The organism is Neobacillus solisequens (genome assembly GCF_051233465.1).
GTDB lineage: Bacteria > Bacillota > Bacilli > Bacillales > Cytobacillaceae > Neobacillus.
This window is the reverse complement of record NZ_JBKFGJ010000009.1, coordinates 105,171-126,495: the sequence shown is the minus strand read 5'-3', so window position 1 is coordinate 126,495 and position 21,325 is coordinate 105,171. Positions and strand designations below refer to the sequence as shown.

The 21,325-nt window shown below is 43.4% G+C and carries 20 protein-coding genes; all 20 read right to left on the bottom strand.

All coding sequences use genetic code 11. The features are described from left to right. Window positions 1-79: 79 nt before the first annotated feature. Window positions 80-1,063, bottom strand: a complete 984-nt coding sequence (locus tag ACI3K6_RS09845) for a gluconeogenesis factor YvcK family protein (RefSeq protein ID WP_335477023.1) — start codon at window positions 1,061-1,063, stop codon at window positions 80-82. Next, window positions 1,060-1,953 carry an RNase adapter RapZ gene (rapZ, locus tag ACI3K6_RS09840; protein WP_335477021.1) on the bottom strand — a complete coding sequence of 298 codons (894 nt, stop codon included), beginning with the start codon at window positions 1,951-1,953 and terminating at the stop codon, window positions 1,060-1,062. Before rapZ ends, ACI3K6_RS09845 begins: the two co-directional genes overlap by 4 nt. A gap of 21 nt (window positions 1,954-1,974) precedes the next feature. Continuing rightward, on the bottom strand, window positions 1,975-2,433 hold the full coding sequence (locus tag ACI3K6_RS09835) for an 8-oxo-dGTP diphosphatase (RefSeq protein ID WP_335477072.1): 459 nt from the start codon (window positions 2,431-2,433) through the stop codon (window positions 1,975-1,977). A 507-nt stretch (window positions 2,434-2,940) separates the two neighbouring features. Then, window positions 2,941-3,891: a thioredoxin-disulfide reductase gene (gene trxB / locus ACI3K6_RS09830; RefSeq protein ID WP_435554677.1), complete on the bottom strand. Its 951-nt coding sequence runs from the start codon at window positions 3,889-3,891 to the stop codon at window positions 2,941-2,943. Window positions 3,892-4,022: 131 nt separating this feature from the next. After that, on the bottom strand, window positions 4,023-5,516 hold the full coding sequence (locus ACI3K6_RS09825; protein ID WP_335477017.1) for a tetratricopeptide repeat protein: 1,494 nt from the start codon (window positions 5,514-5,516) through the stop codon (window positions 4,023-4,025). Window positions 5,517-5,738: 222 nt separating this feature from the next. Beyond that, window positions 5,739-6,365, bottom strand: a complete 627-nt coding sequence (hisIE, locus tag ACI3K6_RS09820) for a bifunctional phosphoribosyl-AMP cyclohydrolase/phosphoribosyl-ATP diphosphatase HisIE (RefSeq protein WP_435554676.1) — start codon at window positions 6,363-6,365, stop codon at window positions 5,739-5,741. After that, window positions 6,362-7,123, bottom strand: a complete 762-nt coding sequence (gene hisF, locus ACI3K6_RS09815; RefSeq protein ID WP_435554675.1) for an imidazole glycerol phosphate synthase subunit HisF — start codon at window positions 7,121-7,123, stop codon at window positions 6,362-6,364. The genes hisIE and hisF overlap by 4 nt, the downstream gene beginning before the upstream one ends. Continuing rightward, window positions 7,124-7,867 (bottom strand): 1-(5-phosphoribosyl)-5-[(5-phosphoribosylamino)methylideneamino]imidazole-4-carboxamide isomerase, encoded by a 744-nt coding sequence (hisA, locus tag ACI3K6_RS09810; RefSeq protein WP_335477011.1) that lies wholly within the window; start codon window positions 7,865-7,867, stop codon window positions 7,124-7,126. Next, a complete protein-coding gene (gene hisH / locus ACI3K6_RS09805) occupies window positions 7,864-8,502 on the bottom strand; it encodes an imidazole glycerol phosphate synthase subunit HisH (protein WP_435554674.1) in 639 nt (212 codons plus the stop codon). The genes hisA and hisH overlap by 4 nt, the downstream gene beginning before the upstream one ends. Beyond that, window positions 8,502-9,089: an imidazoleglycerol-phosphate dehydratase HisB gene (hisB, locus tag ACI3K6_RS09800; protein WP_435554673.1), complete on the bottom strand. Its 588-nt coding sequence runs from the start codon at window positions 9,087-9,089 to the stop codon at window positions 8,502-8,504. The genes hisH and hisB overlap by 1 nt, the downstream gene beginning before the upstream one ends. Before the next feature lie 116 nt (window positions 9,090-9,205). Then, window positions 9,206-10,483 (bottom strand): histidinol dehydrogenase, encoded by a 1,278-nt coding sequence (gene hisD / locus ACI3K6_RS09795; RefSeq protein WP_435554672.1) that lies wholly within the window; start codon window positions 10,481-10,483, stop codon window positions 9,206-9,208. Window position 10,484: 1 nt separating this feature from the next. Next, window positions 10,485-11,123 (bottom strand): ATP phosphoribosyltransferase, encoded by a 639-nt coding sequence (gene hisG / locus ACI3K6_RS09790; RefSeq protein ID WP_435554671.1) that lies wholly within the window; start codon window positions 11,121-11,123, stop codon window positions 10,485-10,487. Then, the gene (locus tag ACI3K6_RS09785; protein WP_435554670.1) at window positions 11,123-12,289 is read right to left on the bottom strand and encodes an ATP phosphoribosyltransferase regulatory subunit; all 1,167 of its coding nucleotides are present in this window, start codon (window positions 12,287-12,289) and stop codon (window positions 11,123-11,125) included. The genes hisG and ACI3K6_RS09785 overlap by 1 nt, the downstream gene beginning before the upstream one ends. A gap of 161 nt (window positions 12,290-12,450) precedes the next feature. After that, entirely contained in the window at window positions 12,451-16,470 is a 4,020-nt protein-coding gene (locus ACI3K6_RS09780) for a bifunctional 2',3'-cyclic-nucleotide 2'-phosphodiesterase/3'-nucleotidase (protein ID WP_435554669.1), read from the bottom strand. 374 nt (window positions 16,471-16,844) lie between these two features. After that, entirely contained in the window at window positions 16,845-17,378 is a 534-nt protein-coding gene (locus ACI3K6_RS09775) for an acyltransferase (RefSeq protein ID WP_435554668.1), read from the bottom strand. Window positions 17,379-17,444: 66 nt separating this feature from the next. After that, window positions 17,445-18,089 carry a pyrophosphatase PpaX gene (ppaX, locus tag ACI3K6_RS09770; RefSeq protein ID WP_335477203.1) on the bottom strand — a complete coding sequence of 215 codons (645 nt, stop codon included), beginning with the start codon at window positions 18,087-18,089 and terminating at the stop codon, window positions 17,445-17,447. After that, a complete protein-coding gene (locus ACI3K6_RS09765; protein WP_435554667.1) occupies window positions 18,082-19,023 on the bottom strand; it encodes a nucleoside recognition domain-containing protein in 942 nt (313 codons plus the stop codon). The genes ppaX and ACI3K6_RS09765 overlap by 8 nt, the downstream gene beginning before the upstream one ends. Window positions 19,024-19,044: 21 nt before the next feature. Then, on the bottom strand, window positions 19,045-19,863 hold the full coding sequence (gene lgt, locus ACI3K6_RS09760) for a prolipoprotein diacylglyceryl transferase (protein ID WP_335477205.1): 819 nt from the start codon (window positions 19,861-19,863) through the stop codon (window positions 19,045-19,047). A 16-nt stretch (window positions 19,864-19,879) separates the two neighbouring features. Next, window positions 19,880-20,815, bottom strand: a complete 936-nt coding sequence (hprK, locus tag ACI3K6_RS09755; RefSeq protein WP_335477206.1) for an HPr(Ser) kinase/phosphatase — start codon at window positions 20,813-20,815, stop codon at window positions 19,880-19,882. 143 nt (window positions 20,816-20,958) lie between these two features. After that, window positions 20,959-21,324, bottom strand: a complete 366-nt coding sequence (locus tag ACI3K6_RS09750) for a phage holin family protein (RefSeq protein WP_335477207.1) — start codon at window positions 21,322-21,324, stop codon at window positions 20,959-20,961. Between the last annotated feature and the right edge of the window lies 1 nt (window position 21,325).

The window sequence follows — 21,325 nt, the reverse complement described above, 5'->3', positions numbered from 1 at the left end:
AAAAACAATAGGTTATTTTTTCGGAAAATTCAAATGAATTTTTTGTAAATTTTTACGGTAAAAAACAGGCACAACTTATTTACGCTTCATATCGCTTTTTGGTTTCAGTAATGAGGATATTATATAAAATTTGGGCTACTTTCTTCGGATCATGCCGTAGTGCACCGTTTTCCAAGTTGGCGATATCTGCGTGTACCACTTCAAGGCCCAGTTCAGACAATTCATTCACATCATATTGAACAGGGTGGGCCAATTCTTCATTATATCGCAGCTGAACATCCTGGGGAATTTCCTCGTTATTAACCAAAATGGTATTAATGAAGGCACAGCTCATATGATTATAGATGGATTTTACATGATCACTGGCTGCATAGCCGTGGGTTTCACCTGCTTGGGTCATTAAATTGCAGATATACACCTTTTTAGCTTGGGAGCGACAAACTTCATCCCCTAATCGTGGAACGAGTAGATTCGGAAGAATACTAGTATATAGACTTCCCGGACCAATTATGATTAGATCTGCCTGCCGAATGGCTTGAATCGTTTCAGGCAGCGGACGAATATTTTTTGGCGTGAGGAACACCTTTTTTATTTTTTTTCCCGAATATGGTATTTTCGATTCACCCGATACGGTTGAACCATCTTCCATTTCTGCATGCAGGACAACACTTTGGTTGGCAGCAGGCAGTACTTTTCCCCTTACATTCAGAACTTTACTCATTTCCTGGATGGCATGAACGAAATTTCCTGTGATGGAAGTCATGGCAGCTAAAATCAAATTACCTAGGGAGTGCCCGGAAAGTTCATTTGACGTTTTAAAGCGATGTTGAAACATTTCCTCTACGAGAGGCTCAACATCTGATAATGCTGCCAAAACGTTTCGAACATCACCTGGAGGAGGAATATGCAGGTCCTCGCGGATTCTGCCCGAACTGCCGCCGTCATCCGCAACCGTCACAATGGCCGTAATATCAACCGGATATTGTTTCAGACCCCTCAATAGTACAGGTAACCCGGTGCCGCCACCTATGACGACAATTCTGGGCTGGCCAAATTCTCTCATGTTGTTTTATCCTTTCTCCTCTCAATGTCACGGTGTGAGATCTTCGTTTTATAATCATTTTGGAAATAATGACCGATATATTCCGCTAAGGCAACAGACCGGTGCTGACCGCCGGTACAGCCAATGGCAATAACAAGTTGGGCTTTACCTTCCCTTTTATAATGAGGAAGCATAAACCCTAATAAATCGGTTACTTTTTCCAAAAATTTCTGCGTTTCATTCCATTTTAAAACATAGCCTGAGACTTCATCATCCAACCCTGTTTTCGGCCGCATTGATTCAATATAATGTGGATTTGGTAAAAAACGCACATCAAAAACAAGATCAGCATCAATGGGAATTCCATGTTTAAATCCAAATGACATGACATTGACGGTGAAGATTAATTGATTATTCGCGGTAAATTCCGTTAATATTTTCTCACGTAATTCACGTGGTTTCATCTGGGAAGTGTTGTAAATTAGCTGGGCACGCCCCTTTAGTTCTTCCAAAAGCTCACGTTCTAGAGTAATTCCTTCGAGAGGTGACCCTGATTTAGCCAGTGGATGAGAGCGTCTTGTTTCTTTGTATCGGCGTACTAATGTTGCATCATCCGCATCTAAATATAAAATCTGTGGAGTCACCCAGGAGGTTTCTGCTAACTCATCTAGTGCTTTAAATAAGTGATCAAAAAATTCCCTGCCTCGCAAATCCATAACAAGGGCAACTTTATTCATTTTATTCCCGGAATCCTTCATTAGTTCTAGAAATTTCGGTAGTAATGTAGGAGGCAAATTATCGACACAGAAGAACCCCAAATCCTCAAAACTTTGGATTGCGACTGTTTTTCCTGCTCCGGACATTCCTGTAATGATGACCATTTGGATATCACTTGTCGAACCGGTACTCATTTCCATTCCCCCTTTTCCTTCTTAGCTTGGATCTAATCGATAACTAATAAGTTTAAAATCTTTTGTATAAGTAAAGGTACCGTAGATAATTCCTTTGCCGTGGATCATGTAGTCAATGATATGGTGATCACCAGCGGCCATCGGCAAATCCTTAATTTTATGTAACGGCTGCCATTCCAGCTTGCCTTCTTCTGACTCGTCAAGTCCTGATCCATCCGAATCAGTTGCTAAAAAGGTGAACATCATCCATTCAGAAAGAAGTTGATCTCCTTCCTTTATAATCATGGTAAAAATCCCTTTTAATTGTGGATTCTTCAAATATACACCCGTTTCTTCCCGGAACTCTCTAATACAAGAATCCCGAACCGATTCGCCGGGCTCCATCTTCCCGCCGGGAGCAACCCACCACCCGCGTCGCGGCTTCTGCAGCAACAACACCTTTTCATCCCTAATCAGCACACAATTCGTAACCCGCTGCATGTCCTCACCTTCTCCACCATTAACATAAACATTACTTAAATCCTCGAACACGTGACAACACTCACAATCCAAGGCAAACATCGAAAGCATCACTGAACAACTAATTCATTCTTTTCATTATACTATTTTTACAAATCCCCCACAATGAATACAAAATTGTTTCATTTGAATAATGTAAGAGGAATTGGGGACGGCGGTAAAGTGGCGGTGACAGTGGGGGGTGAACAGTAGGGTGACAGGCACCATCCGTGGACAAATAGGGTATTTTGTCCGCCCCAGATGGACATTTTAGGTATTTTTAACAGACAAAAAAACAGCACAGGCTGCTGGTCCTGTGCGGGAAAAGGTGTATATTTTAAAGGGGGTCAATTTCTCTTATCATACCTTATTTTTGTTTCAGAGCTGTTACAGTTGGGTGATAAATGGGTTACTTTTTTGGTGTAAAAAGTTACATTTATTTCAATTGGTCACAGGCTGATTGCAAGACAAGAGCTGACTACACCGGTTTTATTTTTTTAGTTTCATTTCTTCTGCTAGTTCTTCCACAAAGTGCTGTACGGCTTGAGCGGCAATGCTGCCGTCACCAGTTGCTGTAACGATTTGACGTAATGTTTTTTCGCGGATATCTCCTGCGGCGAAGATTCCTGGAATTTTGGTTTCCATTTGATCATTTGTTTCGATATAGCCATTTTCATTGGTAATGCCCAAGCTTTCAAATGGTTTAGACAGCGGCACCATTCCGATATAAATGAACACGCCATCTGCCGGAAGTTCCTGCTCTGTTCCATCAACGGTGGACACAAGCGTAATACTTCCAACCTTGCCATCCTTGTCATTGATGGATTTAACGGTGTGATTCCAAATGAAGTCCACTTTCTCATTCGCAAACGCTCTGTCCTGAAGAATCTTTTGCGCACGAAGCTGATCACGGCGGTGCACAATCGTGACTTTAGAAGCAAAGCGGGTTAGATACACACCCTCTTCTACGGCAGAGTCTCCTCCTCCAATGACAAACAACTCTTTACCCTTAAAAAAGGCTCCGTCACACACGGCACAATAGGAAACACCGCGGCCACCCAGGTCCTTTTCACCAGGAACACCAATTTTCTTATATTCAGCACCGGTAGAGATGATCACTGCACGGGCCTTATACTCCTTAGCACCAGCTACCACTGTTTTATAGTCACCGTGATCGACAATTTCTTTAATATCACCATAAGCATATTCAGCGCCAAACTTCTTGGCATGCTCAAACATTTTTGTCGATAAATCCGGTCCTAGTATACTTTCAAAACCAGGGTAGTTTTCCACATCCTCGGTATTAGCCATTTGCCCGCCCGGAATTCCTCTTTCAATCATGAGCGTCGCAAGATTTGCACGCGATGTATATACTGCAGCTGTCATTCCTGCAGGACCTGCGCCAGCAATAATGACATCGTACATTTTTTCCTCAGTCATCGTATATTTCACTCCTTATAAAAAAAACGATTAAGTATAGTCTTCCCTACTACTTAATCGTATTAAACAATCTATTTATAGTCCAAAAATCTGCTCAAATCATGCACCTATTTTGACAAAAATGTGTCGGATTAATCCAACAGTTCATTAACGATCTTGACATATTTGCCAATGGTCGCCGAAGACACGCCATAGCGGCTGGCCATTTCCTGCTGAGACACCTTTTCACTGCGAAGTCGGTGCCATACATATTCCACTGCACCAGCCCACGCCTGTTTATTTTTCAAACTGATATTTGCTTTAAATAATTCGACAAACACCGAGAACCACATTAAATAGAGTCCAGATTCGATGGCTCCAATAGGTTGATAACTTTCGTAAAATATCTCAGCTACTTCCTGAGCATCGGCAGTCAGTGATGGTTTTCCTGAACGAATCAGTGAAATATATTCCTTCTCCACAGCGGTAAACCTCTGGTTCTGGAACAACCGCTTAGAATTCATAATTTCTTCCTTTTTATTAGAGACAGTTGCTAAAAAGATGGCAAATAATCTCTCCTCTACATAATCACTGTCTAGCTTTTGAAAAATGGATCCAATTTGGTCTTCAAAACCGTTCTCTCTTGTTTCATCAAGATTCCATGGCTCGTTGCCTTCCTTATCGGGATTAATCTCCAGCAGTTTCTTCCAAACGGCTCTTGCAAAATTCTCCAGACCGATGTGGTGTGCCGCATAGGACAGCCAATAGTAAAAAGGCCCATCCCCGTCAAAGCCATTTTTATATAATTTTTTCAGCCAAAAATAAGCATGCTCGTATTCACCGACTAACGCGAAAGAGGTTCCCAGCTTATACTGATGCTCACTAAGAATCGGCTTAATCTTTTTCAGCGAATCAACCAGCTCGGAAACATATTTATAGCGACCTTGATATTGCGCAAATACCAGCTTGTTGCATAAGGCATGAAGATTTCCCGGATTTCGTTCTAACACTTCGTTTAAGATGTCCTCTGCCTTTTCACTTTTCCCTAAATAAAAATAGGCAAGCGCCAAGTTATTATAGGCCGACCAATATTCAGGATACTCTTCGACGACCTCGTTCAACAATTCAATCGCCTTCGGAAAATAACCTGACTCTAACAACTCACGTGCCTGCTCCTGCTTCACAATCAGATCATCTTGTTGATAAAGTTCTTCTTCTAAGTCATCAGACTCAAACGTCAAGAGCTCAAGCAACTCTTCAGCATCTTCTGTAAAATCACCATCCGGATCCAGCTTCATGTAAAGCTTGGCATGGTGGTAAGCATCTTTAAAAAATCCCAAATGGGCATAATTATTTGCTAAGAAGTAGTGGCATTCTGCCATTTCAGCATCAAGATCTTCAAGGATGAGGTGCAAGAGTCGGTTGGAATCTTCAAATTCGCCCAGTTCTGTTGACACAATGGCCAACTGGCATGCAATCATCGGCTCGCCCGGCTCAAGCTGCAGCGCCCGCCCAAGATATTTTTTTGCTTTCAAAAAATCACGTCGATGGTATGCCTTAATCCCCTTCTTGAAATAATATTCCCCCGTCGGAACGAATGAAAGTAATTTTCCTTTTTGCATTCTTGCTTTTGCATTTCTACCCATGAAGTCCTCCATCACACATTAATAACTAATGTAGTATAACACATCAGGGACTTGTACGAGAAGGAATTTGGGCTCTTTAGCCGATGGCAAAATTTATCGGTGAGGGATTCGTTGTGAAACGGAGGGATTTCTACGAATAAGATAGCGCAATTCAACAATAAAAGAGAATAAATGCCCTATATTTCTACAAATCTTTTTCAACTATAGAAAAAACCGATCCTCTTAGGACCGGTCTTTATGTCTTTCTTCTAATGTTTGCAATACCTCTTTAAACGGAAGACCTTGTTCAACCAACAGCACTTGTAGGTGGTAAAGCAGATCGGCTGCCTCCCACTTCAGTTCTTCCTCATTGCGATTTTTAGCAGCGATGATTACCTCTGCAGCTTCCTCGCCAACTTTTTTCAAGATCTTGTCGACGCCTTTTTCAAAAAGATAGGTAGTATAGGCACCCTCAGGACGTTCCTGCTCGCGTTGCAGGATCACTTTTTCAAGTGTCTGTAAAATTCGATAGTCTGCTAAGGACTCAATCCGTCCTGACACTCCTTCAGAGAAACAGCTGACGGCACCTGTGTGGCAAGCCGGTCCTTTAGGACTAACTAACACCAAAAGCGCATCCTGATCACAATCATATTTGATGCTAACCACTGCTTGTGTATTGCCGCTTGTCGCGCCTTTGTGCCACAGCTTCTGGCGGGAACGGCTGTAAAACCAAGTTTCACCGGTTTCTAGTGATTTTCCCAGTGATTCCTTGTTCATATAGGCCAGGGTCAAAACTTCCAATGTCTCAGCATCCTGAATGATTGCCGGGACAAGGCCCTTCTCATCAAATTTTACTTCTTCTAGATTCATCGTACCATCACTCCTCTTTCCCGCAAAAAGCTTTTCACTTCATATACCGAGGTTTCTTTATAATGAAAAATGGAGGCAGCAAGAGCGGCGTCTGCTTTTCCTTCTAAAAATGCTTCCGCAAAATGTTCCGCATTTCCTGCCCCGCCTGAAGCAATGACTGGAATCGAAACTGCCTCACTGACAGAACGAGTCAGAGATAAATCAAAGCCGTTTTTCTCCCCGTCACTATCCATACTGGTTAGTAAAATTTCACCGGCTCCGAGTTCAGCAGCTTCACGTGCCCACTCAATCACTAGTTTATCTGTCGGTGTGCGTCCGCCATGGGTATAAACACGCCACGTGCCGACTGTCTCATCATATTTGGCATCAATTGCTACCACGATACATTGCGAGCCAAAATAACCCGCACCTTCTCGGATTACCTCCGGATTCAACACAGCCGCTGTATTAAGAGAGACCTTGTCCGCCCCAGCACGGAGGATCTTTTTCATATCCTCAAGAGAATTGATGCCGCCCCCGACCGTAAAGGGAATCGCCAGCTCCGAGGCAACAGATTTAACGACCTCAACCATCGTCTTTCTGCCCTCTACTGATGCCGAGATGTCCAAGAACACCAGCTCATCAGCCCCTTGCTCGTCGTAAAACCGCGCCAGCTCCACCGGATCCCCAGCATCGCGAAGCTGAACAAATTGAATCCCCTTGACTACTCGCCCTTCTTTTACATCAAGGCAGGGGATAATTCGTTTCGTTAATGTCATTTATCTCACCTCTGTCTGATTGCCAACCAGTGTTAATGCTTCTTTTAAAGTAAAACGCTGTTCGTATAGGGCCTTGCCAACAATAGCACCGCTAATTCCCTTTTCTGCAGACAGATTCTTGAGATCCTCTAAACTACTAACCCCACCAGATGCAATCACATTTTTCCCTGTTACTATTGCCAATTCACTTACCGCGGCAATATTTGGCCCCGACAGCATGCCGTCTGTTGCAATATCGGTAAAAATAAATGTCTCCGCTCCGGCATCAGCGAAACGTTTACCAAGATCCACTGCTTTGACTTTGCTGGTATCCAGCCAACCGTGTGTAGCTACATAGCCGTCCTTTGCATCAATCCCAACGGCAATTTTTTCGCCGTATTTTTTTATCATCTCAATCGCAAACTCCGGTTGTGACACCGCGATGCTGCCAATGATAACCCGGTCTACCCCATTTTCCAAATAATGAAGGATATCCTCCTCTGTGCGAATGCCACCGCCAATTTGTACTTTCACATTGGTCAATTTGGACGCAGCTTCAATAACGAATCGATCATTGACTCGCTTTCCATCCTTTGCCCCGTCAAGATCAACCATATGAATCCAAGCTGCTCCTGCTGTCGCGAAGTTTTTTGCCATATCATAGGGCGAATCCCCGTAAACCGTTTCCTTCCCATAATCTCCTTGGAGAAGGCGGACACATTTTCCACCGCGCATATCAATCGCCGGATATAAAGTGAAACTCATTTTACCGCCTCCTTTTCTACAATTTTTAAAAAATGGTGTAATAGTGCCATCCCAAGCCGGCTACTTTTTTCCGGATGAAATTGCATGCCGTAAACATTGTCTTTCCCGACAACCGCTGACACTTGTTCATGATAATCGGCTCTAGCAAGAAGAACATCAGATTCAGCCGCATCTACAAAATACGAATGAACAAAATACACATAATCTTCTTCAAGATCTTCTAGAAGTGGAGAGGACTTCACAAATTCAAGCTTATTCCAGCCCATATGCGGAACTTTGTAAAGCTCGCCTGCTTCGGTTTTTCCAGAAAAACGGCGAACATGACCTGGGAGAAGGCCCAATCCCTTTGTCAATCCGTTCTCATCACTGCTTTCAAACAGCAGCTGCATGCCCAAGCAAATTCCCAGCAACGGTTTCCCTGAAGAGGCAAATTCTTTTACCATGTCCACAGGCAGCCGTTCCATCGCGTCACGAAAGGCTCCAACCCCCGGAAGAATCAGGGCATCTGCTGCAAGCAGCTCCTTCTGGTCAGCCGAGATAAAATAGTTCGCACCCAAACGTTCGAGCGCCTTGCTTACACTAAATAAATTCCCCATGCCATAATCAACGATCCCAATCTTGGTGCTTGTCGCCATTACAACATCCCCTTTGTGGACGGGACACCTTTGATCCGAGGATCAATCGTAGTTGCTTCGTCAAGTGCACGGGCTAATGCTTTAAAAATCGCTTCAATGATGTGGTGGGTATTTTTTCCGTAATGAACAATCACGTGCAAGTTCATTCGGGCTTCGAGCGCCAATTTCCAAAGAAATTCGTGTACCAGTTCAGTATCAAAGGTACCAACTTTTTGCGCAGGAAATTCAGCACGCATTTCGAGGTGCGGTCGATTACTGAGGTCAACAACCACCTGAGCTAAGGCCTCATCCATCGGAACAAAAGCATTTCCATAGCGTTTGATCCCTCTTTTGTCACCGAGTGCTTCTCTTATGGCCTGACCTAAACAAATCCCGATGTCCTCAGTAGTATGGTGGTCATCCACCTCAATGTCCCCTTTAGCATCAACAGATAAATTAAATTGGCCATGCTTCGTGAACAAATCGAGCATATGAGTGAGAAAGGGTACGCCTGTGTCGAGTTCGGAGCGCCCCTCTCCATCAACATCAAATGCCAGCTGAATTTTGGTTTCATTTGTATTTCTTTGTATTCGAGCAACTCGTTCCATGAGGGTATCCTCCTTGATTTTTGCATATTGAATTTGGTTCGGTTTGCAAGTAACAGGCTAAGTTTCGCAAGTAAACTAATTTATAACGCAAGTAAATGCCGTTTTTCGCAAGTACCCTATTTTTTATCGTTTTCTAATCTAATTTCAACCGCACGGGCATGGGCTTCAAGCCCTTCCATACGGGCAAAGGCGGCGATCTTTGCTCCATTTTCATGTAACGCCTGTTTACTGTATATAATCACGCTGGATTTCTTCTGAAAATCATCCACATTTAGCGGACTTGAGAACCGAGCCGTCCCATTTGTTGGCAGAACATGGTTTGGACCGGCAAAATAATCGCCAACAGGCTCAGAACTATAACGGCCCAGGAAAATTGCACCTGCGTGACGAATCTTTCCAAGCAACTCCATTGGGTTTTCTGTCACTACCTCAAGATGCTCTGGAGCTAACTGATTCACGACCTCTACTGCTTCTTCCATATCAGCTGTAATGTAAATTGCACCATAATCTCGAATCGACTGACTGGCAATTTTCTTTCGAGGTAGTAATGCCAATTGCTTTTCCACTTCTGCTGCAACCTCTTCAGCCAATTTCTCCGACGGTGTAACGAGAACACTGCATGCTCTTGGATCGTGTTCGGCCTGTGATAACAGGTCAGCGGCGATTTCCTCCGCACGTGCTGTGTCATCCGCTAAAACAGCAATCTCGCTAGGGCCGGCGATCATGTCGATATCCACATCACCGAATACCTCACGTTTGGCAAGTGCCACAAAAATATTTCCCGGCCCGGTGATCTTATCTACAGCAGTGATGGACTCCGTTCCATAGGCAAGTGCTGCAATTGCTTGGGCACCACCGACCTTATAGATTTCCTCTACCCCCGCTTCCTTCGCAGCTACGAGGACGGCCGGAGGTAATTTTCCGTCCTCATCAGGCGGCGACACCATAACGATCCGGTTCACGCCAGCCACTTTTGCAGGAACGACATTCATTAGCACGGAGGAAGGATAGGCTGCAGTTCCGCCGGGAACGTAAACTCCAACTGAGTCCAATGGGGTGATTTTCTGCCCAAGAATCGTCCCGTTTTCTTCAGTGATCATCCATGATGGCCGAAGTTGTTTTTCATGATATACGCGAATGTTTTGAGCCGCTTCACGAACAACGGTCAGAAATTCATCATCTACTTGCTCATAGGCCTCTGCAAGCTCATTTTCTGTGACGGAAAAAGACTCAAGCCGAACACGGTCAAATTTTTCCGTAAACAATCTGACGGCCTCATCGCCACGTTTGCGAACCTCTGTGATAATGTTTTTTACAATCAACTCCTGCTCGGCAGTCCCCGCTTCAATGGAGCGTTTAAGTGAAACTAGATTGGTCACTTTTTGTATCTTCATATTACACACCTCCGCTAAAAACCACTTCATGGAGCCGGGCCACCAGTTCATCGATCAATGTATCCTTCATCCGGTAGCTGACTGGATTGACAATCAGCCGCGACGTCACATCAGCGATCTGTTCATATTCAACAAGTCCGTTTTCTTTCAGAGTTCTTCCAGTTGAGACGATATCGACGATTCGATCAGACAGACCGATTAACGGAGCCAACTCGATAGAGCCATTTAATTTAATAATTTCCACTTGTTCACCCTGTTCGCGAAAATAAGCTTCCGCCACGTTTGGATATTTCGTTGCGATACGTGGTGCCACATCATTCATTTTGGTATTGGGCAGACCAGCAACTGCTAAATAGCAATAACTGATTTTCAGATCAAGCAGCTCATATACATCGCGCTCTTCCTCCAACAGGACATCCTTCCCGGCAATCCCGACATCAGCCACGCCATGCTCCACATAGGTTGCCACATCCATTGGTTTGGCTAAAATAAACCTTAACCCTTCTTCTGGAACATCCAGTATTAGTTTTCGTGAATCATCAAATTCTGGCGGTAAACGGTAGCCTGCTTTTTTGAGTAATTTCAAAGCTTCTTCAAAAATTCGCCCCTTGGGCATCGCAATGGTCAGTATGTTCTTCATTACCGTGGCCCTCCAATTAAAAACGTTGTCTCGGCGAATTTTTTTGTAAAAGCATCAAGATTCTTTACACCGGTAATATCTTGAAGCACTGCCTGTTGTCCTTGCTCATGAAGCTCCTGTGCCAGTTGGAAGGCTTCCTTGCGCCGCTCCTGGCTGAACAAGATACAATGTTTTGGTGTCTCCGACTTGCCATCCCCCAACGCCTCCAGAAGCATATCTATCCGGATGGCAAACCCGGTCGCACTGGCCTTTTTGCCAAACTTCTCAAGCAGACTGTAACGTCCCCCGTTACCGATCGGAAAGCCGACACTTCCGGCATAAACTTCAAATAAAATTCCAGTATAATAACTCATATGACTGACGATCGATAGATCAAACCGCACATGTTCCTGAACTCCATAGTCTTCCAACACCTTCCAAAGCTCCTGGAGTTCTGTGATCGCTTGTTTTCCTTTATTGTTCTCCGTAATCTCGACAGCTTGTTCAAGGACCTCTTCTCCACCACGCAATTGCAGTAGCTTTAATAGTCTTTGTTTATCAATTGTCGAGAGATCAAATGAATATACATTTTCACGATAACCGACATAATTTTTTTCATATAAAAATTTCCGTAGTGCTGTTGCCCGGCCGTTGGTCCCGAGGATTTGCATAAATAATTCCTGAGAAAAACCAATATGACCAATGGATACTTGAAAATCAGTCAAACCTGCTTTTTTTAAGGAGGATATCAATAAGGCAATGACCTCGCCATCACATGATATCGTTTCATCATTTAAAAATTCTACACCGATTTGTTCAAATTCCGCTGGTCGGCCACCCTCACGCTGTTGGGCTCGAAATACATTGGCGGAATAGGCTAAGCGTACCGGAACATCCTCTTCCAAAAGCTTCGACGCGGCCACCCGGGCAATGGGTGACGTCATATCCGGCCTTAGCACGAGTGTATGTCCCTCTTTATCTAACAATTTAAAGAGCTGTTGGTCCGCAATGGCCGAGGCAGCTCCAACGGTTTCAAAGTACTCAAGAGTTGGTGTTTCAATAAATTGATAGCCCCAACCTTTCATGGTTCCGGCAATCGAGGAACGAACCGGATGTTTCTTTTCATAGAGCTCCGGCAGCGTATCTCGCATTCCTAATGGCTTTTCAAACATAAACAAGCGACTCATCCTGCTCATCCTTTATTATTTTACTTTAGTTTGCTAATGTATTAGAGAAGTAAAGTTTATTATTTGTAGTTTACCTTTTTCAAATTCTGAAGTCAAATAAATAATCACAATATTAAAAGAAATACCCCTGAAGAAATTCTCAGGGGCATTTTCTTGTTTATTTACTGGAATTTCGGATTGCTTTTTACAAGGGTAACCTTGGTTACTTTACTTGTGTTTCCTGCTGCATCCGTTGCTGTAAAGGTTAATACTGTGTTATGGGTTTGTGCGGATTTGAAGGCAATTGTGAACTTGCCGTTCTGATCAGCAACAGCTGTTCCAAGAAGTGTTTTTCCATTGTACACATTCACGGTTGAACCTGCTTCCGCCATACCGCTGACACTCTTCGCCGGCGCAATGATCATGCCTACTTGCGGTGCTTCCGGAGCAGTCACATCTTTCACAACTGTCTTCGTTTCAGCACTCTTATTGCCGGCTATGTCTGTCGCCGTTACATAAATCTCTGTTCCTGCTTTTAATGGAGAAATGGCTACGGTAAAAGATCCATCCGCTTTGGCAACAGCTGTACCAATGACGGTGCCGTTGGCTGTAATTTCTACTTTCGCACCTTCTTCCGTTTTTCCAGTTACGGTAGTGGATTGATCAGTTACTTCATTGACAACCGGTGCATCCGGTGCAGTTTTATCAATTTGAATTCGTCCATCAATTTGAGCGGAAATTGGGCCTCTAAATGTTTTTACGTATTGAATTAGAAGATCTAAATCAGACATCCAAGTCACACGCTTGGTTCCTTGCTTCAGCACGGTAAATCCGTCGCCGCCGTCAGCCATAAAGTTATTTACCGCAACGGAGTATACTCCTTTTGGATCAATTTTTGAGCCATTTGGTAAATAAATATCAAGTACCTTTTGACCGATTGGCAGGTTATTGGTCCACGTATACTTTAATCCGGAGATTTGCATGATTCGGTTTCTGTCTGCTTGGAATTGTTGATTTAATAGAGTTCTAACTTGTTCGCCGGTAATATTCATCGTGACGATATCATTACCGAATGGCTGGATGGCAAATAAGTCTCCCCAAGTGATTGGGCCAGATTTCTTGATATCATCCCGAATACCGCCAACATTCATAAAGCCAAAGTCTGTTTTCGTGATGGTCTTCATTCCATCCGCAATCAGGTTACCTAGAGCTGTTTCCCCTGCTTCGTTTGCAGTGCGGGAAATCGGAGCCACTGCTTCGCCAACAACCTGACTAGTGATAGGAGCCACATCAGCTTGGTACGCATCAAGCTCAGCCTTCACTTTTGCATCGAGATGGGCCGCATCCTGGAAGGTCGAGACGATTTCTGCTTTTTTCGTCGTGATGTCTTGTGTAACGGGGTCAATTGCTAAATCAACATCAGAGAATGCAGTACCATAAGAATAAGATTGAACAAGCAATTTGCCGTCAACAGTTGAATTTAGATATTTGTGGTCATGGGCGCCAAAAATAACGTCTACTTCATCATCAACCGCTTTGGCCATGTCCACTACCTTTCCGGTTGGGTTAGAACCATCAGTTGCCGATGTGCCAGGATCATGAGCAAGGACAACGATAGACTTAACACCCTTAGACTCTAATTCTGCTGCATTTTTGTTGATTGCATCCACTTCATCCGTGAATTTCACGCCGGCCACACCGCTTGGAGTAACAATATTAGGTGTATCCGTTGTCACGACACCAATGAAACCAATTTTGACACCGTCCACTTCTTTAATGACATACGGTGGTAAAATAGGCTGATTGGTATCCTCTTTAACTACGTTTGCCACCACATATGGGAAGGCTGCTCCTTCAAACGCGCCATACTTGTCGACTGTTTTTGGATGAGATCCACCATTGATCAAACGCAGCATTTCTGTAACGCCTTCGTCAAATTCATGGTTACCTACGGTTCCTACGTCAAAGCCTAATTCGTTAAGGAAGCGGATGGTAGGCTCATCCTGTAAAAGGGCAGAAACGGGACGGCTGGCACCAACCGCATCCCCAGCTTGAACCATCAGCGTATTGGAAACATTGGTAGCTTCTCTTTCTTTTAAATATCCTGCCAAGTATTCAATACCACCTGCAGGTTTGCCGGAAACAGTCGTTTTATAGTCTAATTGGCCATGTAAATCATTGATTCCTAGTAATTGTACGTGAACATTTTGGTCGAGTTGATAGGTTTCATAGCCTGGTTTTGCCGTAGAAGCTCCTAGATCCTTTACATTTGGAGTTTGTCCAAGGTAAGCTTGGGCTGCAGGAGCTGAGTTAAATGTCAAAGTTGCCTTACCGCCAACCGGAGCGATTTTCCAGTTATTATCCGCAACTGGATTCACAGTGCCTTGTTTGCTGATATAATCCATGAGGATTTGTCGATTTTCATATGGAGAATCCACAACGACTTGGGCTTTTCCACCAATTAATGGCGGGAAGCTTCCGCCGCCGCTGGCACGGTAGTTATTGGTTGCAACAATAAATTCTTGGTCGTCCTTAATCGGAGTTCCATCCATCATCGTAAAATTGATAACCCTATGGGCATCCGGATTCAGAAGTGCGCCATTGGCATAGTTGTATCGAGCCGGTTTCGTTACATCAATTTGGTATTTAATTCCGTCAATGACATCATAATTGTATGGACGGAAATCGTAATCCAATAAATCTTGATTTCCTTCTACATTCGGGTCAATAGTTTTGAATTGTCCGGCAGACATTTCCAACCACTCTTTTACTTGAGCACCGGTTAATTTGACGGCTTTCAAAGTATTATTGAATAGATATAAGTCGTTGGCACTCTTAATGGAAAGCTCGCCTTTCGGAATATTGGTGAAGTCCCCAACACCTCCGCGGCCGCCTTTAAATGGTGCAGCTGCAGAAATGACTGGAATTCCTTTTAAATCAGGAGCCTTTGTATCAATCCATTTTTTTACATAGTCTAATTGTGCGTTGTTGACTATTTGGATAGAAGAATCATCCATCACTCTGGAAAAATAACTGTTCATTGGAATGGTGGTTTCGCCAATTTTGCTGCGAACATAAGCAATTGTTCCATCATGCTCAGGCTTTACATCATCTACGATCGTTTGGTCGACTCCTGTTGTTGCTGTAACCGGACGGTTGACAGATTTGGAATTAGACTTATCAACAGTCCACTTGCCATTTTCATCTTGTGCCAATGCTAAATCAAGCACCCCAAGATTATTTCCCCAATAGCCGGCCTCAACGGCTTGAGTGCCATTGATTGTTCCATTAGTGTTATCAATACCGGTTTTGCCATTAAAGGAAGCATCGCCAGGGAAATTGACATGGGCATGTCCAAACAGCATCGCATCAATGCCTTTTACCTTTGTTAAATCGTATACAGCATTTTCTGCTTCTTCCTGCCCTTCAGCAGCGATGTCACATCCAGAGTGGGCGATGGCTACAATGATATCTGCTCCATCCGCCTTCATTTGTGGAATAAACTTGTTGGCTTGCTTGACGATATCCTTGGTAATGACTTTTCCAGTCAGATTATCCTTGTCCCACTGCATAATTTGTGGTGGAGCAAAACCAATTACGCCCACTTTAACCACGGATTCATTGCCATTGGCATCGACGATTTTTTTATCAATGATTTTGTATGGCGTGAAGTAGTTAACATCGTTATCAGGATTATTGTCTTTATCGTCTTTATAAATGTTAGCGTTTATAATAGGGAATTTTGCCTCTTCTAAAACATTGTTTAAGTAGTCCAGTCCATAGTTAAATTCATGATTTCCCACGATACCGCCATCATATTGCAGGTAATTCATCGCCCTTAATATCGGATGGGTATCATCTTTTCCTAATGGCTTGATGCGATTCACATAGTCAGCAAGCGGATTTCCTTGGATTAAGTCACCGGCATCAAACAACATAGAATTGCTGACTTCGGAACGTGCCTCCTTAATTAAAGTGGCGGTCTTTGCTAGTCCATAATTAATATTAATAGAAGTGTCTTGATAGTAATCATAAGGCATAATGTTAGAGTGAAGATCAGTAGTTTCTAAGATTCGTAGTGTTGCAGTATTGCTAGTGCCTGCTGCATTTGCTTTGAAGGAGTATGTTGGTGCAAAAACTGTGCTGAGGATTAGTGCTGTAGCGGTCAGTTTCTTCATGTTCTTTAGTTTCTTTCGGTTCATTTTCATTCCACCTAGCCCTCTTTCTTATTTTCTTTCAAGAACCTCGATGACTATGTAAAAGAATCGCCCCTTTCATTTATGAGACAACAATAAGACTGTGTTCTATTAAACCAGTCTCAAAATGTCTGAATCAATTATATTACTGCTCTATTATTATACTGTCCATTAATAAGAACGTAAATGTTCCTTTTGTAAAAATTATGTTGATTCTTTGTAAATGATTCCGCGGTTTTTTGCGTTATTCCGCAAGATTTTGGGGTAATTCAGCGGGTATTGGGAATATTCCCGTCGAGTTTTGGTGGAATTCCCCGAATTTATCAGAAATCCCTCGTGGGTCCACGAAAAAAAAGCCAGGCATTAAGGCCGAGGCTTTCTTATCTTTTATCACCATAAATTGGATCGTCAGCCCAGCGTTCTGCTAACTGTTCTTTTGTATAAATGACCCGCATCGGGTTGCCGCCGACGAAGGCGCCGGCAGGGACGTCTTTATGGACAATAGTTCCAGCTGATACGAAAGCTCCGTCCCCTATTGTGACACCGGGAAGAATGGTAGAGTTAGCGCCAATCATGACTTCACTGCCGATTTCTACCTTTCCAAGCCGGTATTCTTTAATTAAATATTCATGAGCGAGAATGGTTGTGTTATAACCAATTACCGTATTTCGGCCGACACTGATTTTTTCAGGAAACATCACGTCCAGCATCACCATTAAGGCAAAGGATGTTTGCTCCCCCACCTCCATCCGAAGGAATGTGCGGTAGAGCCAATTCTTCATCCCTAAGAACGGCGTGTAACGGGCCAGCTGGATGACGATAAAATTTTTAACCACCTTCCAAAACGGCACGGTTTTGTATACATGCCACAACGAGTTCGCACCTTCAACGGGGTAGCGGGTCGTATTTCTCATTTTTATATCTCAGCTCCAACAAGTGTATCTGAATTTAATGCTTGAAAAAGAATTTTCGCAAATCCCCTAAACCTCAACGATCTTCAATAAGTCACTCATATGCTCCAAGATATAGTCCGGTTCATATTTGGCAAGGTATTCCCGACCTTTAAGAGACCAGGCTACTCCAGCTGTTTTCGTACCGGCGTTTTTCCCACCTAAAATATCGTGGTGATTATCGCCGACCATGATGGCCTCCTCAGGCGAAGAACCCAATTGTTCCAGTGCTTTCAGAACCGGCTCTGGATCAGGCTTTACATTTTTCACATGGTCATAGGCGATAACGGTATCGAAATAGGAGTCGAGTTCCATCAAGCGCAGGCCTTTCATGGCAACATCATGACGTTTTGTTGTAACGATGCCCATCTTATATCCGGCTTGCTTTAGCGCTTGGATTGTTTCTAGCACGCCACTGAACTCTTTGACCAATAAATCATGATTGGCAAGATTAAAGCTGCGATATTCCAGAACCATTTCTTCAACGCGGTCCGGGTCCATGTTTCCAAATACCTCATGTAGCGTTGGTCCCATAAACGGCAGGACATCCTCGCGTTGGTACTTGCCCGGATAATATTTTTCCAAAGTGTGCAAGTAAGTGCTGATAATCAATTCATTTGTATCAATAAGCGTTCCATCCAAATCAAACAACAATGTGGTAATTTTGTTATTCATAGGTAGCTTCCTTTCTTAAAAAGCCTGTTCGTTTCCATATGTTCCCGACAATTAAGGTCAATGTTATGGCAACTCCGAGCCGGATCAGAAATAGTGGCCAAACCGGTATCCCGAGAGGAACAAAAATTAACGTATCCTCTACCACCGCATGGCAGGCAACCAGAAAAATAAAAGCTAAGGTAACATCTTTTTTGCTGACCCCATCTTCTTTAACAGCCTGGATCATCACACCTGCTCCATACGCAAGTCCAAAAAAAAGGCCAGCAGCCATCGTGGTTGAGGTATTTTCTTGCATCCCCAGGGACCTTGTCACCGGAGCCATGGTTTTCGAGAATTTCTTCAGCCATTCAATATCTTTTAGGATTTGAACGACCACCATGAGCGGGATCACAATCATCGCCAATTGAAGGATCCCCAATCCCGCTTTCTCGAGTGCTTGCAGAAATATGCCTGCCAAAGTTGTGGCATGTGTCGTTTTATTTTCAATTAACCCATATTGGGCCGCCTGGCTGCCGCCGTGCCAAACCAAGTTGATTACAAAAGCCGAAAGTGTTGCCAACCCTAGCCGTGTCGTCAGAACGATCCAAAGCTTGACACCAGCCTTCATCGCCACACCTGATTCAATAAACAGATTGTGGGAGAATGACAGCATTACCGCTAAAATAAAGACCTCTTTCACGGAAAAATCAAGTGTTAAAATGGCTCCGATGGCGGCATATAGATTCAAGAAATTCCCTAGGACAAGAGGAATGGCTGCATCACCGGATAAACCAAGTAGTTTCATCAACGGGGAAACAAGTTTAATCAACCATGGCAATACTGGTGTATACTGCAATATTGCCACAATCATTGTAACCGGAAAAATAATTATCCCCAATGTCCAAGTTGTTTTCAACCCAACCAGTAACCCCTTTTTTAATGAGTGTAGCAGCATTTCCCCAAATCTCCCTTAAGCTTATATATTTTCCTGTTCTAAATAGCGTCTGTCTGAAAGATGTTTTTGCCGGCGGATCAACAAAATAATTAATGCGCTCACAATTAAGACGATCGAAATCGTTTGTGCCATGCGCAGGCTGCCGAGCATTAAGCTGTCTGTACGCAAACCTTCAACGAAGAAACGGCCGACTGAATACCAAATTACATAGGTTAAAAACATTTCACCACGGCGCAAATTCACACGGCGCAGTAACATCAATAGTACGAATCCGAGAAAATCCCAAACCGATTCGTATAAAAATGTGGGATGATAGTATGTACCATTGATATACATTTGGTTAATAATAAAATCCGGTAAATGAAGGTTTTCCAAAAAAGTTCTTGTCACTTCACCGCCATGGGCCTCCTGATTCATAAAGTTTCCCCAACGCCCAATTGCCTGTCCCAAAATAATGCTTGGTGCGGCTATGTCAGCAATTTTCCAAAAAGAAAGGCCCTTGCTCTTGGCAAATATATAAGTCGTGAGGACAGAACCAATTAACGCGCCGTGAATGGCAATCCCACCGTTCCAAATTTTCGGGATATCGCCCGGATGCTTGGAATAATAACCCCATTCAAACATCACATAATAGATTCGTGCTGAAATAATCGCGATTGGAATCGCCCAAAGCATTAAGTCAGCAAATGTATCTTTCGGCAAACCGCGACGGTTACCCTCACGAATCGCTAAAAAAAGCGCCAAGGCCAGACCTGATCCGATAATAATGCCGTACCAATGGACTTGAATGGGTCCAAATGAAAAGGCAATCGGATTAAGCGGCTGAATTGATTCATTCATGTTACCTGTTTCCCCCTTATATCTCTTCGTGCTCCCCGTCTTCAATGACATCAGAAAGACGTTCTGTAAATTGCTGCGCAGCGTTAACGCCCATTCGTTTCAGGCGGTAATTCATCGCTGCAACCTCTATAATAACAGCCAAATTTCGTCCAGGACGAACTGGTACGGTTAACTTGGTTACCTCAGTATCAATGATTTTCATTTTTTCTTCATCCAACCCGAGACGGTCATATTGCTTTTTGGCATCCCATATTTCCAAATTAATCACCATGGTGATGCGTTTATTACTTCTAACGGCTCCAGCACCAAACAAGGTCATCACATTAATAATCCCCAAACCGCGGATTTCCAACAGATGCTCAATTAATTCCGGAGAAGTTCCAACCAATGTATCCTGGTCCTCCTGGCGAATTTCAACACAGTCATCCGCTACAAGGCGGTGCCCCCGTTTGACGAGCTCCAGTGCTGTCTCACTTTTACCAACACCACTTTTTCCGGTAATTAGCACGCCTATTCCATAAATATCCACTAACACACCATGCACAGCAGTTGTTGGTGCCAACTTACTTTCTAAAAAATTGGTGAGTCGGCTGGAGAATCTCGTTGTCTTCATATTGGTTCTTAGCACCGGCACAGATTCTCTCTCGGAAGCCTCGATTAACTCCGGAGGAACATCCAAGCCTCTAGTCACAATAATGGCGGGGGTAATATCGGTACATAATTGTTCCATTCTTGTACCTTTATCCCTGTCAGATAGTTCACCGTAAAATGACAACTCTGTTTTCCCTAAAAGCTGGATTCGTTCAGCTGGATAAAACTCAAAGTAACCGGCTATTTCTATTCCGGGACGTGAGATATCACTCATCGTAATCGGACGGTTGATCCCTTCTTCACCACTAATCAATTCAAGCTGAAATTTTTCCAATATGTCTTTGGTACGTACTTTAGGCAAGAAACGTTCCTCCTTAAAGTGGTCTAATGTATTTTGAAGAAAATATTACTTTTTATTTTAACATTTTTTTACGGAGAACCATACTTTTGTTAAAGTGAAAAATAAAAAGATGCCTATCACATAGGATACGCACCTTTTTGATGTTATTCTTTCGAGCGTTTTGATGGCTCCAGAATTGTTTTTTGGATGATCAGATTAATCAAAGCCATGATGACGGCGAAGAAAAGCGCCATTCCGAAGCCATGAATCTCGAACGAACTCCCCATAAGAAAATCAGTTAGTTCAAGTGTCATTGCGTTAATGACAAAGAGAAAAAACCCCATCGTTAACACGGTCACTGGCAAAGTAAAAAGGATCAAAAGCGGCCGGACTAAAATATTTAAGATGGATAATAAAATGCTCGCCTGAACCGCGGCTGCAAATCCTGAAAGATAAAAGCTTTCATGAAAATATCCTGCTAGCGCCATAAATATAACCGCATTAATCAAACATCCTATTAACCATCTCATA

Coding starts and splice junctions, on each gene's coding strand:
- hisA (WP_335477011.1), bottom strand. CDS start 7,867: ATGAGTTTCACTTTATATCCGGCGATTGATATGCGCGGTGGAAAATGT.
- ACI3K6_RS09780 (WP_435554669.1), bottom strand. CDS start 16,470: ATGAACCGAAAGAAACTAAAGAACATGAAGAAACTGACCGCTACAGCA.
- lgt (WP_335477205.1), bottom strand. CDS start 19,863: ATGAATGAATCAATTCAGCCGCTTAATCCGATTGCCTTTTCATTTGGA.
- ACI3K6_RS09845 (WP_335477023.1), bottom strand. CDS start 1,063: ATGAGAGAATTTGGCCAGCCCAGAATTGTCGTCATAGGTGGCGGCACC.
- ACI3K6_RS09750 (WP_335477207.1), bottom strand. CDS start 21,324: ATGAGATGGTTAATAGGATGTTTGATTAATGCGGTTATATTTATGGCG.
- trxB (WP_435554677.1), bottom strand. CDS start 3,891: ATGACTGAGGAAAAAATGTACGATGTCATTATTGCTGGCGCAGGTCCT.
- hisD (WP_435554672.1), bottom strand. CDS start 10,483: ATGAAGATACAAAAAGTGACCAATCTAGTTTCACTTAAACGCTCCATT.
- hisG (WP_435554671.1), bottom strand. CDS start 11,123: ATGAAGAACATACTGACCATTGCGATGCCCAAGGGGCGAATTTTTGAA.
- ACI3K6_RS09785 (WP_435554670.1), bottom strand. CDS start 12,289: ATGAGTCGCTTGTTTATGTTTGAAAAGCCATTAGGAATGCGAGATACG.
- ACI3K6_RS09825 (WP_335477017.1), bottom strand. CDS start 5,516: ATGGGTAGAAATGCAAAAGCAAGAATGCAAAAAGGAAAATTACTTTCA.
- hisIE (WP_435554676.1), bottom strand. CDS start 6,365: ATGAATCTAGAAGAAGTAAAATTTGATGAGAAGGGCCTTGTCCCGGCA.
- ACI3K6_RS09835 (WP_335477072.1), bottom strand. CDS start 2,433: ATGCAGCGGGTTACGAATTGTGTGCTGATTAGGGATGAAAAGGTGTTG.
- ppaX (WP_335477203.1), bottom strand. CDS start 18,089: ATGAATAACAAAATTACCACATTGTTGTTTGATTTGGATGGAACGCTT.
- ACI3K6_RS09775 (WP_435554668.1), bottom strand. CDS start 17,378: ATGAGAAATACGACCCGCTACCCCGTTGAAGGTGCGAACTCGTTGTGG.
- hisH (WP_435554674.1), bottom strand. CDS start 8,502: ATGGCGACAAGCACCAAGATTGGGATCGTTGATTATGGCATGGGGAAT.
- rapZ (WP_335477021.1), bottom strand. CDS start 1,953: ATGAGTACCGGTTCGACAAGTGATATCCAAATGGTCATCATTACAGGA.
- hisF (WP_435554675.1), bottom strand. CDS start 7,123: ATGACATTAACGAAACGAATTATCCCCTGCCTTGATGTAAAAGAAGGG.
- hisB (WP_435554673.1), bottom strand. CDS start 9,089: ATGGAACGAGTTGCTCGAATACAAAGAAATACAAATGAAACCAAAATT.
- ACI3K6_RS09765 (WP_435554667.1), bottom strand. CDS start 19,023: ATGCTGCTACACTCATTAAAAAAGGGGTTACTGGTTGGGTTGAAAACA.